The organism is Xanthomonas sp. (assembly GCF_017163755.1).
In the GTDB taxonomy this organism is placed as follows: Bacteria; Pseudomonadota; Gammaproteobacteria; order Xanthomonadales; family Xanthomonadaceae; genus Xanthomonas_A.
The window spans coordinates 40,299-55,346 of the sequence record NZ_JAFIWC010000014.1 but is presented as its reverse complement, the minus strand read 5'-3'; the positions used below and the strand labels follow the sequence as shown (position 1 = coordinate 55,346).

Below are 15,048 nucleotides of genomic sequence, written 5' to 3'. Positions count from 1 at the left end.
TCGGCTGCGGAAGCGATCTGTCGCGGCTGAAGCCGCTCCTACCGGGATGCATCGAAATCCCGCTGTTACCCGCAGCCGCTACTGCGGTTGCCCCAGCACCAGTTCGATCACGAACTTGCTGCCGAAGAAGGCGAGCAACAGCAGCAGCATCGCCGCCAGCGTCCAGTGCACCGCCTTGATGCCGCGCCAGCCGTAGCGCCAGCGGCCCACCAGCAGCGCGCCGAACACGATCCACGACAGCACGCTGAGCACGGTCTTTTGCACCAGCCGCTGCGCCAGGAAGTCCTGCACGAACAGCACGCCGGTCAGCAGGGTCAGGGTCAGCAGCACGAAGCCGACCGAGATGGTGCGGAACAGCAGCGTCTCCAGTGCGGTCAGCGGCGGCAGCGCGCGCAGCCACGGATGGAAGTCGCGGCGCCGCAGCGCGCGCTCCTGCAGCCACAGCATCACCGCCAGCAGCGCGGCGATGCCCAGCGTGGCGTAGGCCAGCAGCGCCATCCACGCATGCAGCTGCAGGCGCCAGTCCAGGCTCGGCGCCGGCTCGTGGCCATGGTAGTGGTAGGCCAGCAGCAGCGCCGCCGACAGCGGGAACACCACCACGCCCAGCGCCGCCATGCGCCCGCGCGCGCCCACCAGCGCGGTCACCGCCGCCATGCCCAGGCTGACCAGCGACAGCGCGGCGAAGAAGTGCATGTCCGGGCCGCCGGTGGTGCGCGTGGCCACCTGCACGTGATAGGCCGCGTGCAGCGCCGCCGCCGGCAGCGCCGCCGCCAGCCAGCCGCGGCTGGCGTCCACCCGGTCGCGCACCACCGAGCCGACCAGCAGTCCGGTCGCGGTCAGATAGAGGACGACGGCAATGAGCACGATGAGCATCGCGCCAGTTTCGCATATAGCGCCGCGCGCCGGTGGCGGCTACGACCGGCGACGCGCCCGCGCCGGCCGCGGAACCGGGCCCGGGCCCGGGCCGGTGCCCTATAATCGGCGACCGTTTCCCGTTGCGACCCGCCCGCATGTTCGAATCCCTCACCCAACGTCTCTCCGGCACCATGCAGCGCCTGCGCGGCCGCGGCCGCCTGACCGAGGAGAACATCCGCGAAGCCACCCGCGAAGTCCGCATCGCCCTGCTCGAGGCCGACGTCGCCCTGCCGGTGGTGCAGGCGCTGATCGAGCGCATCAAGGTGCGCGCGGTCGGCCAGGAAGTGCTCAAGAGCCTGACCCCGGGCCAGGCGCTGATCAAGGTGGTGCGCGACGAGCTGACCACGGTGATGGGCTCGGCGGCCAGCGACCTGAACCTCAACGTGCCGGCGCCGGCGATCGTGCTGATGGCCGGCCTGCAGGGCGCGGGCAAGACCACCACGGTCGGCAAGCTGGCCAAGCACCTGAAGGAAAAGCGCAAGAAGAAGGTGATGGTGGTCAGCGCCGACGTCTACCGTCCGGCGGCCATCGAGCAGCTCAAGACCCTGGCCGAGCAGGTCGGGGTGCTGTTCTTCCCGTCCAGCAACGAGCAGAAGCCGGTCGACATCGTCCGCGCCGCGATCGCCGATGCGCGCAAGTCGTTCGTCGACGTGCTGCTGGTCGACACCGCCGGGCGCCTGGCCATCGACGAGGCGATGATGGCCGAGATCAAGGCGCTGCACGCGGCGATCAACCCGGCCGAGACCCTGTTCGTGGTCGATGCGATGACCGGCCAGGACGCGGCCAACACCGCCAAGGCGTTCAGCGAGGCGCTGCCGCTGACCGGCGTGGTGCTGACCAAGACCGACGGCGACGCGCGCGGCGGCGCGGCGCTGAGCGTGCGCTACATCACCGGCAAGCCGATCAAGTTCATCGGCGTCGGCGAGAAGCCCGACGGCCTGGACGTGTTCCATCCCGACCGCCTGGCCAGCCGCATCCTGGACATGGGCGACGTGCTGTCGCTGGTCGAGCAGGTCGAGCAGCAGGTCGACAAGGACAAGGCGCAGAAGCTCGCCGAGAAGGTCGCCAAGGGCAAGAAGTTCGACCTCAACGACATGCGCGACCAGCTCGAGCAGATGCAGAACATGGGCGGCATTTCCGGGCTGATGGACAAGCTGCCGGGCATGGGCCAGATCCCCGAGCACCTCAAGCAGCAGGTCGCCGGCAACAAGGAAGTGCCGCGGATGATCGCGATCATCGGCTCGATGACCAAGAAGGAACGGCGCAACCCGGCGCTGCTCAACGGCTCGCGCCGCGCGCGCATCGCCCGCGGTTCCGGCACCCAGCCGTCGGACGTCAACAAGCTGATGAAGCAGTACCAGCAGATGGAAAAAATGATGTCGAAGATGGCCGGCGGCGGCATGAAGGGCCTGATGCGCGGCATGAAGGGAATGATGGGCGGGATGGGCGGGCGCGGCGGCCTGCCGTTCCGCTGACGCCGGCGCCATCGTGGCGGCGCATGCCGCGGCCGCCGGCTGCGCACCGCGCCTGCGCCAGCGATCCACTTTTGCAAGAGGAAACCAACACGATGAGCGACAACTCCACCTATCCCGTGGACGGCGAGGACGCCGCCATGCAGGCGGCCTACGTCGCCGCGCGCGGCACCTTCAAGTTCTTCTGGCGCGAGATGTCCTGGGAATACCGGCGCATCGTGCCCGGGCTGGACCTGGCGGCGGTGAAGCTGGCGTTCGCGACCGAGGCCGTCGACGAAGACGCGCCGCCGGTCGAGCACATGTGGGTCGGCGACGTGCAGTTCGACGGACACACCGTTTCCGGCACGCTGCTCAACGATCCGGATTTCATCCCCTCGCTGCAGGCCGGCACCGCGGTTTCCGCCCCGGTGGCGGAGCTGGAGGACTGGATGTACGTCATCGAGGGCAAGGTCTATGGCGGCTACACCATCGATGCGCTGCGCCGCGGCATGTCCGCGGCCGATCGTGCCGAGCACGACGCGGCCTGGGGCCTGGAGTTCGGCGTGCCCGGACAGGTGCGGCTGGTGCCGGCGCCGGCGCCGAAGCGGGGCCTGCTCGCAGGCGTGCTCGGCCGCCAAGACCCCGTCGAGGACGCCAGCGCCGACGAACTCTCGCTGCGCGAGCACCCGATGAGCGAGAACATGGGCCCGCGCATCGACGAAGACCTGCGCAACCGCCCCGACGCGGTGCACGTGCTCGACGAGGAGGGCTGGACGCTGCTGCAGCGCGACGCGCTGGCCGGCAACTACCTGCCGGTGTCATTGCTGTTGCAGCACGGCGCGGACCCGGCGCTGCGCAATCCGCTGGGGCGCACCGCGCTGGAGCTGGCGCAGCAGATGCAGTGGCCGCGGATCGTGCAGCTGCTGCAACAGGCGGCCTGAGGTGAGGCGCTCGGCGGCGTCCTCGGCGACACGCGCGCGGGCATCGGACTTTTGCCAGCGCTTCGGCCTGCGCACGCCGATCCTGCTGGCGCCGATGGCCGGCGCCTGCCCGGTGCCGCTGTCGGTGGCGGTCGCGCAGGCCGGCGGCATGGGCGCGATGGGCGCGGTGCTGTCGCCGGCGCAGGAGATCGGCACCTGGATGGACGCATTCCGGCACGGCGCATCCGGCCCGGCGCAGGTCAACCTGTGGGTGCCCGATCCGCCGCCGCTGCGCGATGCCACCGCCGAAACGGCCACGCGCCAGTTCCTCGCGCAGTGGGGACCGCCGGTGGATGCGTCCGCCGGCGACGCCACGCCGGCCGATTTCGCTGCGCAATGCGCCGCGGTGCTGGACGCGCGTCCGGCGGTGGTCTCGTCGATCATGGGGCTGTTCCCGCCGCAGTTCGTCGCGCGCCTGAAGCAGGCCGGCATCGCCTGGTTCGCCTGCGCGACCACGCTGGACGAGGCGCTGGCGGCGCAGGCGGCCGGCGCCGATGCGGTGGTCGCGCAAGGCGCCGAGGCCGGCGGCCATCGCGGCGCGTTCGACGCCTCCCGCGCCGAGCAGCAGATGACCGGATTGTTCGCGCTGCTGCCGCGGCTGGCCGATCGCCTGCAGGTGCCGGTGATCGCTGCCGGCGGCATCGCCGATGGCCGCGGCATCGCCGCGGCGCTGACCCTGGGCGCCAGCGCGGTGCAGATCGGCACCGCGTTCCTGCGCACGCCCGAAGCGGCGCTGGCCGGCGCGTGGGCCGATGCGCTGGCGCAGGCCGAACCCGAACACACCTGCGCCACTCGCGCGTTCTCCGGCCGCCTGGGCCGCGCCCTGGCGACCGACTACGTGCGCGCCGCGTCCGCGCCGACCGCGCCGCCGCCGCGGCCGTATCCGGTGCAGCGCGGACTGACCGCGCCGATGCGCCAGGCCGCCGCGCGCGACAACCGGCTGGCGGCGATGCAGGCCTGGGCCGGGCAGTCGGCGTGGATGGCGCCGGCGCAGCCGGCCGCCGCGCTGGTCGAGCGCTGGTGGGATCAGGCGCAGGCGTTGCTGTGAGCGCGCAGCTGTTCTGCGCCGGACGCCCGGCGTCCGCGGACCTGCTGGCCGCGCCGGCGCTGGTCAACTACGGCCACTTCAGCACGATGCAGGTGCGCGGCGGCGCGGTGCGCGGATTCGACCTGCACCTGCAGCGGCTCGACCAGGCCACCCGCACCCTGTTCGGCAGCGAACTGTCGGCCGCGCGCATCCGCGCCGAGCTGCGCGCGGCGCTGGAGGCGTTCGGCAGCGGCGATGCGTCGCTGCGCGCGAGCGTGTTCGCGCCCGACTTCGACTTCCGCCATGCGGATGCGGCCTGCGCGCCGCAGCTGCTGGTGTCGCTGGCCGCGCCGGCGCAGCCGGACCCCGCGCCGCTGCGGGTGCGCAGCGTGGTGTTCCAGCGCGAACTGCCGCAGATCAAGCATGCCGGCACCTTCGCCCTGTTCCACCAGCGGCGGCTGGCGCTGCAGGCCGGCTTCGACGACGCGCTGTTCGTCGACGCGCAGGGCCTGATCAGCGAGGGCTCGGTCTGGAACATCGGGTTCTGGGACGGGCAGGGCGTGGTGTGGCCGCAGGCGCCGGCGCTGCGCGGCACCCAGGAGCGGCTGCTGCAGGCCGGGCTGGAGGCCCTGGGCGTGGCCCAGCAGGTGCGCCCGCTGCGGCTGGACGCGCTGGACGGCCTGCGCGCCGCCTTCGCCTGCAACTCGCGCGGCCAGCAGGCCATCGCGGCGCTGGACGGGCAGGGCCTGGACGCCGACGGCGCGCTGCTGCAGCTGCTGGACCGCGCCCTGCAGACCCAGCCCTGGCAACGGATCTGAGCGTTTCCGCCCCGACTTGGCAGCGATTCGGCGGCCCGCTATAATCGCCGGCTTACCGCGCCATCCTGGCGACTGGGCAACACCGGAAACTCACCATGGTCAAGATCCGCCTTACCCGTGGCGGCGCCAAGAAGCGCCCCTTCTACCACATCATCGTCACCGACGTGCGCAGCGCGCGCGACGGCCGCAACATCGAGCGCCTGGGCTACTACAACCCGGTCGCGCAGGGCGCCGAGCCGCGCATCGTGCTCGACCTGCCGCGCGTGGACCATTGGGTGTCCAACGGCGCGCAGCTGACCGACAAGGTTCGCAACCTGTACAAGGAAGCGAGCAAGGCCCAGGCCACCGCGGCCTGATCCTGCGGGCCGCGCCGAGCGCGCGGCCCTTCGGTTCCGCAGTCATGAAGGACAGCCAGCGCCGCATCCTGCTGGGCAGGATACTGGGCGCGTTCGGCGTACGTGGCGAGGCCAAGCTCGAGTCGTGGACCGAGCCGCGCCTCGCCATTTTTCGCTACCAGCCCTGGATCGTGCGCAAGCCCGACGGCAGCGAGAGCAGCCTCAGCGGCGTGCGCGGGCGCGAATCCAGCAAGCACCTGGTGGTCACCCTGCCCGACGTCAGCGACCGCGACGCGGTCGAGGCGCTGCGCGGCACCGAGATCTACGTGGCGCGCGACACGCTGCCGCCGCCCAGGCCCGACGAGTACTACTGGGTGGACCTGGAAGGCCTGGACGTGCGCACCGTCGACGGCGTGGCGCTGGGGCAGGTGTCGCACCTGTTCTCCACCGGCGCCAACGACGTGATGGTGGTGCGCGGCGACCGCGAGCGGCTGCTGCCGTTCGTGCAGCCGGACTACGTCAAGTCGGTGGATTTCGACGCCAACCTGGTCGTGGTCGACTGGGATCCGGAATTCTGAGGATGCCGGGGGCTTGCGCCGACCCGGCAGCCGCCTAGGCTCTACGAGTCCCGAGTCCCGAGTCCCGAGTCCCGAGTCCCGCCCCCCCATGCGCATCGACGTCATCAGCCTGTTCCCCGAGTTCGTCGCCCAGTGCGCCGCGTTCGGGGTGGTCGGCCGCGCGCAGGAACGGGCGCTGCTGGCGTTGCACGGCTGGAATCCGCGCGATTACGCCACGGGCGGCTATCGCAAGGTGGACGACCGCCCGTTCGGCGGCGGGCCGGGCATGGTGATGATGATCGAGCCGCTGCAGGCCTGCCTGCAGGCGGTGCGCGAGGCCGACCCGCAGCCGGCGCCGGTGATCTACCTGAGCCCGCAGGGCGCGCCGCTGACCCAGGCCAAGGCGCGCGCGCTGGCGGCGCTGCCGCGGCTGGTGCTGCTGTGCGGCCGCTACGAAGGGGTGGACGAGCGCTTCGTCGCCGCGCAGGTGGACGAGGAGATCTCGATCGGCGACTACGTGCTGTCCGGCGGCGAACTGGCCGCGGCGGTGCTGGTCGACGCGGTGACCCGGCTGCAGGACGGCGCGCTGAACGATGCCGAGTCCGCCGCCCAGGACAGCTTCGAAGGCCCGGACGGGCTGCTCGACTGCCCGCATTACACCCACCCGCGCGAGCATGCGCTGGGCGAGGTGCCGGCCATCCTGCGCTCCGGCAATCACGCCGCGATCGCGCGCTGGCGGCGCATGCAGGCGCTTGGCCGGACCTGGCTGCGGCGCCCGGAACTGCTGGACGAGGCCGCGCTGAGCGCCGCCGACCGCGGCCTGCTGGACGAATTCCGCCGCGCCCTGGACGCCGATCCGGCGCCCGCAGAGGAAAATCCTTCCAGGCCCTAGCCACGCCGGCGCAAGTTGGGTTAAAATGCCCGGCTTTCCGGCCAGCCTCCCGTGCTTGGCCCATCCGTATATCGCGCAATCGCCGTGCGGCGACTGCCGGACCACCTCACCAGACACAAGCGGTGCCCACCATGAGCAAGCTCAACAAGACCATCCTGGCCGACTTCGAAGCCGCCCAGATCCAGCGCAAGCTGCCGGAGTTCAACCAGGGCGACACCATCGTCGTCAACGTCAAGGTGAAGGAAGGCAACCGCGAGCGCGTGCAGGCCTACGAAGGCGTGGTGATCGGCACCAAGAACGCCGGCCTGAACTCCTCGTTCACCGTGCGCAAGATCTCGCACGGCTACGGCGTCGAGCGCGTGTTCCAGACCCACAGCGCCACCATCGACTCGGTCGAAGTGAAGCGCCGCGGCAAGGTCCGCGCCGGCAAGCTGTACTACCTGCGTGGTCTGGAAGGCAAGGCTGCCCGCATCAAGGAAGATCTGGCCGCCGCTGCGCAGGCCAAGGTCGCGCGCCAGGCTGCCGCCGCGGCCGCCAAGGCCGAGTAAGACCCCAGCGACCTTGCGTCGCTGCCGCGACGGCCGCCTTCGGGCGGCCGTTTGCGTTTGCGGGGGGCGGGCTGTATGCGCGGGATCGCGCTTGCATTGCTGCGTAGGTGGCCGTCGCGAAGGGCTTTAGGGTCTCGGGCCGCCGCTCGACCCCTCGTGCCGGTATCGGCTCCGGCTGTGTGTTGCCAAACGCGCCTCATGCAGACACCTGTGCGGGCTTCAGCACGCCGCCTCGACGCGGTTCGCAGGCCCTGATGGAGTGAAATCCAATGAGTGCCGATCCGGACAACGTATTGCTGGTCGCGCTGGCCAATGACGAACTGGACAAGTTCCTCGTGGGCGAGCCCCGCTATTTCCACGAAGCCAGGAGCGACAACGAGGAACCGCAGAACGTCGTCGCGGCGTTCGACTTGCAGGTGTTGCGCTACTGGCGGCAGACGCGCGACGGCCGCTTCCCCGCGCGCTTCGTGGCGGCGTTGCTCGGCATCCTGGCGGGCTACCCCGACCGAAACAGGGCGGTCTATTGCGCGGCGGCATGGGTCTGGTATTACCGTTTCTGCCTGAGCAAGAAGCGCGCACAGCCCGAAGGCCCCTACGCCGAGCTGTTCGAGATCGACCTCGGCGCGGTCGCACTGGCGCTGCGCAGGCAGCTGGAGACCCGCAAGGCCGCGCTGGCCGCCGATACCCGTTGGGCGGGCAACGGCCACAACAGCCAAGACGGCCTGTGGGGTCCGTTGCTGCGCACCGCGCTGGTTGTCAGGGACAAGCTGGGTGGACCGGACTTCGTGCCCGCCGATCCGTGACGTTGCAGACCCGACCGGCGCGCGGTCCGTGTCGCACAGCGCTTGGACCGCTGCATCGATGACGTGCCCCGTCTCTGACCCAGGCGCGCTCCGCATCGGGATCTTTCCGCTGGCGCCGGCGTGGATGCTCTAGCGATCCCTCGCCCCGAATCCGCCGCACGATCGGCTTTTGGGCATCGATCTCGCCGGCTGGCAGCAGGCGCCGGCACGCCATGCCAGGCGGTCGGTTCCCTCCACCCTCCGCAGCAGGGGCTGGCGTCAGCGCGCCGGCCCCTGCGCGATCGGCACGTCGGCGACCGCGGCCGGCGGTTGCGCCGGCACTTCCGCCGGGTGCGCCATCTCCTCCGGCCGCGGCTGGGCCAGCATGCGCGCCTTGCGCCAGTTGCCCCAGCGGTAGTACGCCAGCGACATCGCCATCGCGCACAGCGCGCTGGTCGGGAAGCTCCACCACACCGCGTCGGCGCCCAGGTGCGGCTGCAGCAGCTGCGCGAACGGCACGCGGATGCCCCACAGCGACAGCCCCAGGATCAGCAGCGGCGGGATCACCGCGCCGGTGGCGCGGACCACGCCGGAGATCACGAAGGTCACGCCGAAGAACAGGAACGACCACACCGCGATGTGGTTGAGGTGCCGGGCCACCTCCAGCGCGGCGCTGGCCGGCGGCAGGAACAGCGCCAGGGTCCAGCGGTCGAGCAGGATCAGCGGCGCGATCAGCGCGCCGGTCAGCAGGAAGTTGAACAGCACGCCGCTGCGGGCGACGGCCGAGACCCGGTCCCAGCGCTGCGCGCCGACGTTCTGCGCGGCCATCGACGAGCAGGCCGCGCCGATGGCCATCGCCGGCATCTGCAGATAGGTCCACAGCTGCAGCGCGGCGCCGTAGGCGGCCGAGGTGTCGGTGCCGAAGCCGTTGACCATGCTCATCATCGCGATCATCGCCAGCGAGATCAGCACCATCTGCAATCCCATCGGCACGCCCTTGACCACCAGCGCGCGCAGGATCTGCAGGTCGATGCGAAACAGGCGCGCGTCCTGCCGCCCCAGCCACAGCACATGGCGCTTGTGGCGCAGATACAGCAGCAGCCCGCCCAGCGCGATGGCCTGGGCGATCAGCGTGGCCCACGCGGCGCCGGCGATGCCCAGTGCCGGGAACGGTCCCAGGCCGAACAGCAGCAGCGGGTTGAACACGATGTCCAGCGCCACCGACAGCAGCAGGAAGCGGAACGGCGTGCGCGAGTCGCCGGCGCCGCGCAGCGCCGCCGACAGGAACGCGAACGCGTACAGCAGCGGCATCGCCAGGAAGATCACCCGCAGGTAGGCCTCGGCCAGCGGCAGCGACGCGGCCGGCGTGCCCATCGCCGCCAGCAGGTGCCGCGCCAGCCACCAGCCGCCGGCCGCGATCAGCACCGACAGGCCGATGAAGAAGGTGGCGCTGGTGCCCATCACCCGCCGCGCCTGGGCGACGTCGGCGCGGCCCATCGCCTGGCCGATCAGGATCGTGGCGGCCATGCCGATGCCGAACACCGAGCCGATCAGGAAGAACATGATGCTGTTGGCGTTGGCCGCCGCGGTCAGCGCCGCTTCGCCCAGGTAGCGCCCGATCCAGATCGCGTTGACCGAGCCGTTGAGCGACTGGGCGATGTTGCCGGCCAGGATCGGCAGCGAGAACAGCAGCAACTGGCGGCCGATCGGGCCTTCGGTGAGCGTGGCGGGTCGGGCGGGCATGCGGTCGGTCGGGGGGCGGAAACGGCGACGCTAGCATTTTGCCCGGCGGCGTGGCGCGATCCCGCGGCGCGGGTGACCGCGTGGCGCGCGACGCCGCGCATGCCGCCGGCCGGGGCCCTGCGACGGCCGGCGTCGGCGTCGACGGCAGGTCGACGTCGCCGTTGCTATGTTCCGCCGCACCGGGCTTGCGTTGCGGGCCGGCGGCCACGATGTAGCGGGTAATGGCATCGAGCAGGAGACGAGGCGCAGGTTGAATACGCACACGATCGAGCAAGGGCAGGGCGCGGCGGCGATCCGCCTGGACGTATGGCTGTGGGCCGCGCGCTTCTTCAAGACGCGCAGCCTGGCCAAGCAGGCGGTGGAGACCGGCAAGGTGGACGTGGCCGGGCAGCGGCCGAAATCCTCGCGCGCGGTGCGCGTGGGCGAGCAGTTGCGGGTGGAGCGCGGCGAAGAGGTGTTCGAGATCCAGGTGCTGGCGCTCAGCGACAACCGCGGCCCGGCCAGCGTGGCGCAGACGCTGTACCAGGAGAGCGAGGCCTCGCGCGAGCGGCGCGCGCAACAGCGCGCGCAGCGCAGCGCCGAACGCAACGGCTACCAAGCGCCCGACGGCAAGCCGGACAAGCGCGCGCGGCGCCTGATCCGCGCACTGGGCGATCTCGACGCGTTGTGACGGCCGCTGTGGCATAAAAAAACCGGGCCTCGTGGCCCGGTCTTGGTTTCGCAGCCAGCGCCGGTCAGCGCAGGTCGTAGCGGTCCAGTTCCATCACCTTGGCCCAGGCCGCCACGAAGTCCTCGAGCAGCTTGGCCTGGCCGTCGTCGCTGGCGTAGACCTCGGCCAGGGCGCGCAACACCGCGTTGGAACCGAACACTAGGTCGACCCGGGTCGCGGTCCACTTCTTCGAGCCATCGCCGCGCAGGCGGCCTTCGAAGCGGTCGGCGGCTTTCGATGTCGCCTTCCATTCGATCCCCATGTCCAGCAGGTTGCGGAAGAAGTCGTTGCTCAACGCGCCGGGACGGTCGGTGAACGCGCCATCGGACGACCCGCCATGGTTGGCGCCGAGCACGCGCAGCCCGCCGACCAGCACGGTCAACTCCGGCGCGGTCAGGGTCAGCAGCTGCGCGCGATCCACCAGCAGGTGTTCGGCCGGGACCGCGGACGGCGCCTTCAGGTAGTTGCGGAAACCGTCGGCGAACGGTTCCAGCGCAGCGAACGACTCCACGTCGGTCTGTTCCTGGCGCGCGTCGGTGCGGCCCGGGTTGAACGGCACGTTGACCTCGAAGCCGGCGGCCTTGGCCGCCTGTTCCACGCCGACGCCGCCGGCCAGCACGATCAGGTCGGCCAGCGAGATCTTCCTGCCGCCGGCGGCCGCGAGGTTGAACTCCATCTGGATGCGCTCCAGCGCCTTGAGCACCTTGCCCAGCTGCTCGGGCTGGTTGGCCTCCCAGTCCTTCTGCGGGGCCAGGCGGATGCGCGCGCCGTTGGCGCCGCCGCGCTTGTCGCCGCCGCGGAAGGTCGAGGCCGATGCCCACGCGGTGGCGACCAGTTCGCCCACCGACAGGCCGGCATCGGCGATCTTCTGCTTCAGCGCGTCCACGTCGGCCGCCTCCACCAGCGGGTGATTGACGGCGGGCACCGGGTCCTGCCAGATCAGCTCTTCCTTGGGCACTTCGGGGCCGAGGTAGCGCGCGCGCGGTCCCATGTCGCGGTGGGTGAGCTTGAACCAGGCGCGGGCGAAGGCGTCGGCGAAGGCCTGCGGGTTCTCCAGGAAGCGCTTGGAGATCGGCCCGTAGATCGGGTCGAAGCGCAGCGCCAGGTCGGTGGTGAGCATGCGCGGGCGGTGCTTCTTCGACGGATCGTGGGCGTCGGGGATCTCCGCGCCGGCGTTCCTGGCCACCCACTGTTGCGCGCCGGCCGGCGACTTCTCTAGCTCCCATTCGAAGTTGAACAGGTTCTCGAAGAAGTGGTTGCTCCATTGCACCGGGGTCTGCGTCCAGGTGACTTCCAGGCCCGAGGTGATGGTGTCGGCGCCCTTGCCGGTGCCATAGCTGTTCTGCCAGCCCAGGCCCTGCAGTTCCAGGTCGGCCGCTTCCGGTTCGGCGCCGACGTTGTCCGACGGGCCAGCGCCATGGGTCTTGCCGAAGGTGTGGCCGCCGGCGATCAGCGCGACGGTCTCCTCGTCGTTCATGGCCATGCGGCCGAAGGTGTCGCGGATGTCCTTGGCGGCCAGCAACGGGTCCGGGTTGCCGTCCGGGCCTTCGGGGTTCACGTAGATCAGGCCCATCTGCACGGCGGCCAGCGGGTTTTCCAGGTTGCGCGTATGCACCTGGCCATCGGCATCGTCGTCGGACACCAGCACGCCCTCGTCGGCCGGCTTGTCCACGCCTTCCGAGCCGCGTGCGTAACGCAGGTCGCCGCCGAGCCAGGTGGTCTCGCGGCCCCAGTACACGTCCTGGTCCGGTTCCCAGGTGTCTTCGCGGCCGGCGCCGAAGCCGAAGGTGCGAAAGCCCATCGTCTCCAGCGCGACGTTGCCGGTCAGCTGCAGCAGGTCGGCCCAGGAGATCTTCTGCCCGTACTTCTGCTTGATCGGCCACAGCAGGCGGCGCGCCTTGTCCAGGCTGACGTTGTCCGGCCAGCTGTTGAGCGGGGCGAAGCGCTGCTGCCCGCGGCCGCCGCCGCCGCGGCCGTCGCCGATGCGGTAGGTGCCGGCGCTGTGCCAGGCCATGCGGATGAACAGGCCGCCGTAGTGGCCGAAGTCCGCCGGCCACCACGGCTGCGAATCGGTCATCAGCCTGCGCAGGTCGGCCTTGAGCGCGTGGTAGTCCAGCGTGTTGAATGCCTCGGCGTAGTCGAACCGTTTGCCGAGCGGGTTGGAGCGTTCGGAATGCTGGTTGAGCAGGTCCAGCCGCAACTGCGTCGGCCACCACTGGCGATTGCTGGTGCCGCCGCCGGCGGTGGCATGGGGGAACGGGCACTTGGCTTCGGTGTTCATGGGTGTCTGCCTTTGAGGATGCGCATCTGGGCGCCGGTCGGCGGTGCCGATGGCGGGTAAGCGGGGGCGTGATGGGGCGAGGAGGTTTCAGCGATCACCGGCGGGCGCGGCGGCATTGCGCCGCGCCTCGGTGGCGCAGTGGGGTTGCGGGCGGTATCGGAAGCAGCGGGCTTTCCGCCGGTCGCGGGCGATGTTCGATGGCGGGCGCATGGCGGGCTCTCGTGCATTCGGTATGTGAAGACTATCGATTTCGGATTATCGATAGAAATTGAATAAAGCTACCGAGGGGATAGGCTCACCCGATCGCCAGACTCATTCGCGCGCCATCGTAGACCCGGCCCGCCGCTGCGGATATGACGTGGATGCGCAATCGACCAAGCCGCGCTAGATGCGTGGGGAAGGCGCCAGCGAGGAGGCGCATCGTGAGGCGGCGAGGGTCGTGTTTTCAGCCCCGTGCCTGCCTCGCCCTTCGACTGCGCCTGGCCTGGCCTGGATGCTGCCCGACGTGTGCGCCCCGCGTCGACCGCGCGCTGCGCGAGCGCGATGACGGTGGGCCAGGGAAGCAAACCCACTATCCTGTCGCGATGGCCATCCGCGCGACTCGCCTGCTGCACCTGCTCGATGCCCTGCGTGGACGCCGCCGCCCGGTGGCCGGCGCCCAGCTCGCCACCGCGCTGGGCGTCAGCCTGCGCACGTTGTACCGCGACATCGCGACCCTGCGCGCGCAGGGCGCGGACATCCTCGGCGATCCCGGCGTGGGCTATGTGCTGCGTCCCGGCTTCCTGCTGCCGGCGCTGAACTTCAGCGAGGACGAACTGGAGGCGCTGACCCTGGGCGCGCGCTGGGTGGCGCAACAGGCCGACCCGGAACTGGCGCAGGCGGCGCAGCGTGCGATGGCGCGGATCGCGGCCACGCTGCCGGGCAACCTGCGCGCGTCGATCGAGACCAGCGGGCTGCTGGTGCCCGCCGCCGGCTCCGCGCAACCGCCTGCGCCGTGGCTGCCGGTGCTGCGCCGCGGCGTCCGCCTCGAACACGTGCTGCGGATGGACTACGCCGACGCCGATGGAACGGCATCGCAGCGACGGATCTGGCCGTTCGCGATGGCCTTCCTCGGCGGCTACGGCATGATCGCGGCGTGGTGCGAGCTGCGCGGGGACTTCCGCCATTTCCGCGCCGACCGGGTGCAGGGGTTGGCCGACGACGGCGAGCGCTATCCCTCGCGCCGGCATCTGTTGATCAAGCGCTGGCGCGCGGCCACCGGTTACCGCGCCGACTACTGACAGCGGATGTCAGCAGGGCACGCCCAGACTGCAGGCTGTCCACCACGGAAGTCTGCCCATGTCCCCCGAGATCGTGCTCTATACCCACCCGCTGTCGCGCGGCCGCCTGGCGCGCTGGATGCTGGAGGAAACCGGCCTGGCGTACCGCGACGTCATCCTCGATTACGGCACCAGCATGAAGGCCCCGGCGTACCTGGCGATCAACCCGATGGGCAAGGTCCCGGCGCTGACCCACGGCAGCGCCGTGGTCACCGAGAACGTGGCGATCTGCGCCTACCTGGCCGACCTGGTGCCGGAGCGGCAACTGGCGCCGCCGCCGGGCTCGCCGGCGCGGGCCGACTACTATCGCTGGCTGGCGTTCCTGGCCGGCCCGGTCGAGGCCTTGCTCACCGCCAAGGAAGCCGGGGCGCTGGCGCCGGCACGCAGCGCCGGCTACGGCAGCGAGGCCGACCTGCTGCGCACGCTGGAGCAGGCGCTCGAGGGACGCGAGCATCTGGCCGGCGACCGCTTCAGCGCGGCCGACCTGTATGCGGCGTCGGTGCTCGGGTTCTACCTGCGCATCGGCGTGCTCGAACCGCGTCCGGCATTCGCCGCCTTCGCGCAGCGCCATATCGCGCGGCCGGCGGCATTGCGGGCCAAGGCGCTCGACGATGCGCTGGCCGCGGCGCATCCCAATCCGGACATGCCGGCGAGCGTGGCGCCGGCGGCGGCCTAGCGGGATGCGGACTGC

The 15,048-nt window shown here is 71.0% G+C and carries 15 protein-coding genes; 12 read left to right on the top strand and 3 right to left on the bottom strand.

Translation table 11 applies throughout. The features are described 5' to 3' along the window. Window positions 1–78: 78 nt before the first annotated feature. Window positions 79–873: a cytochrome C assembly family protein gene (locus JR065_RS11015; protein ID WP_206234201.1), complete on the bottom strand. Its 795-nt coding sequence runs from the start codon at window positions 871–873 to the stop codon at window positions 79–81. 137 nt (window positions 874–1,010) lie between these two features. Between JR065_RS11015 and ffh the strand changes: the two genes are divergently transcribed. The 9 genes from ffh to JR065_RS10970 all read left to right on the top strand — a co-directional run bounded on the left by ffh (window position 1,011) and on the right by JR065_RS10970 (window position 8,326). After that, complete coding sequence (gene ffh / locus JR065_RS11010) at window positions 1,011–2,390, top strand: signal recognition particle protein (RefSeq protein ID WP_206234200.1); 1,380 nt, start codon at window positions 1,011–1,013, stop codon at window positions 2,388–2,390. A 92-nt stretch (window positions 2,391–2,482) separates the two neighbouring features. Next, window positions 2,483–3,307: a DUF2314 domain-containing protein gene (locus tag JR065_RS11005; RefSeq protein WP_206234198.1), complete on the top strand. Its 825-nt coding sequence runs from the start codon at window positions 2,483–2,485 to the stop codon at window positions 3,305–3,307. A 1-nt stretch (window position 3,308) separates the two neighbouring features. After that, complete coding sequence (locus JR065_RS11000; protein WP_206234197.1) at window positions 3,309–4,394, top strand: nitronate monooxygenase; 1,086 nt, start codon at window positions 3,309–3,311, stop codon at window positions 4,392–4,394. Beyond that, the gene (locus JR065_RS10995) at window positions 4,391–5,191 is read left to right on the top strand and encodes an aminotransferase class IV (RefSeq protein ID WP_206234196.1); all 801 of its coding nucleotides are present in this window, start codon (window positions 4,391–4,393) and stop codon (window positions 5,189–5,191) included. Before JR065_RS11000 ends, JR065_RS10995 begins: the two co-directional genes overlap by 4 nt. Window positions 5,192–5,286: 95 nt before the next feature. Beyond that, complete coding sequence (gene rpsP / locus JR065_RS10990; protein WP_206234195.1) at window positions 5,287–5,547, top strand: 30S ribosomal protein S16; 261 nt, start codon at window positions 5,287–5,289, stop codon at window positions 5,545–5,547. Window positions 5,548–5,591: 44 nt separating this feature from the next. Beyond that, window positions 5,592–6,104, top strand: coding sequence for a ribosome maturation factor RimM (rimM, locus tag JR065_RS10985; protein WP_206234193.1), 513 nt, complete (start codon window positions 5,592–5,594; stop codon window positions 6,102–6,104). A gap of 88 nt (window positions 6,105–6,192) precedes the next feature. Beyond that, window positions 6,193–6,975 (top strand): tRNA (guanosine(37)-N1)-methyltransferase TrmD, encoded by a 783-nt coding sequence (gene trmD / locus JR065_RS10980; protein ID WP_206234192.1) that lies wholly within the window; start codon window positions 6,193–6,195, stop codon window positions 6,973–6,975. A 131-nt stretch (window positions 6,976–7,106) separates the two neighbouring features. Next, window positions 7,107–7,523 carry a 50S ribosomal protein L19 gene (gene rplS, locus JR065_RS10975; protein WP_206234190.1) on the top strand — a complete coding sequence of 139 codons (417 nt, stop codon included), beginning with the start codon at window positions 7,107–7,109 and terminating at the stop codon, window positions 7,521–7,523. 269 nt (window positions 7,524–7,792) lie between these two features. Continuing rightward, window positions 7,793–8,326, top strand: a complete 534-nt coding sequence (locus JR065_RS10970; protein ID WP_206234189.1) for a hypothetical protein — start codon at window positions 7,793–7,795, stop codon at window positions 8,324–8,326. A gap of 258 nt (window positions 8,327–8,584) precedes the next feature. On the opposite strand, the gene JR065_RS10965 is transcribed toward JR065_RS10970, so the two are convergent. After that, a complete protein-coding gene (locus tag JR065_RS10965; protein WP_206234188.1) occupies window positions 8,585–10,048 on the bottom strand; it encodes an MATE family efflux transporter in 1,464 nt (487 codons plus the stop codon). A gap of 250 nt (window positions 10,049–10,298) precedes the next feature. Between JR065_RS10965 and JR065_RS10960 the strand changes: the two genes are divergently transcribed. Then, a complete protein-coding gene (locus JR065_RS10960) occupies window positions 10,299–10,718 on the top strand; it encodes an RNA-binding S4 domain-containing protein (protein ID WP_241093549.1) in 420 nt (139 codons plus the stop codon). A gap of 64 nt (window positions 10,719–10,782) precedes the next feature. Here the strand turns inward: JR065_RS10960 and katG are convergent, their stop codons facing one another. Continuing rightward, a complete protein-coding gene (katG, locus tag JR065_RS10955) occupies window positions 10,783–13,038 on the bottom strand; it encodes a catalase/peroxidase HPI (protein ID WP_206234187.1) in 2,256 nt (751 codons plus the stop codon). 584 nt (window positions 13,039–13,622) lie between these two features. Between katG and JR065_RS10950 the strand changes: the two genes are divergently transcribed. Both JR065_RS10950 and JR065_RS10945 read left to right on the top strand, forming a co-directional pair. Beyond that, on the top strand, window positions 13,623–14,318 hold the full coding sequence (locus JR065_RS10950) for a helix-turn-helix transcriptional regulator (RefSeq protein ID WP_206234185.1): 696 nt from the start codon (window positions 13,623–13,625) through the stop codon (window positions 14,316–14,318). Window positions 14,319–14,376: 58 nt separating this feature from the next. Then, the gene (locus JR065_RS10945; protein WP_206234184.1) at window positions 14,377–15,033 is read left to right on the top strand and encodes a glutathione S-transferase family protein; all 657 of its coding nucleotides are present in this window, start codon (window positions 14,377–14,379) and stop codon (window positions 15,031–15,033) included. Window positions 15,034–15,048 lie beyond the last annotated feature (15 nt).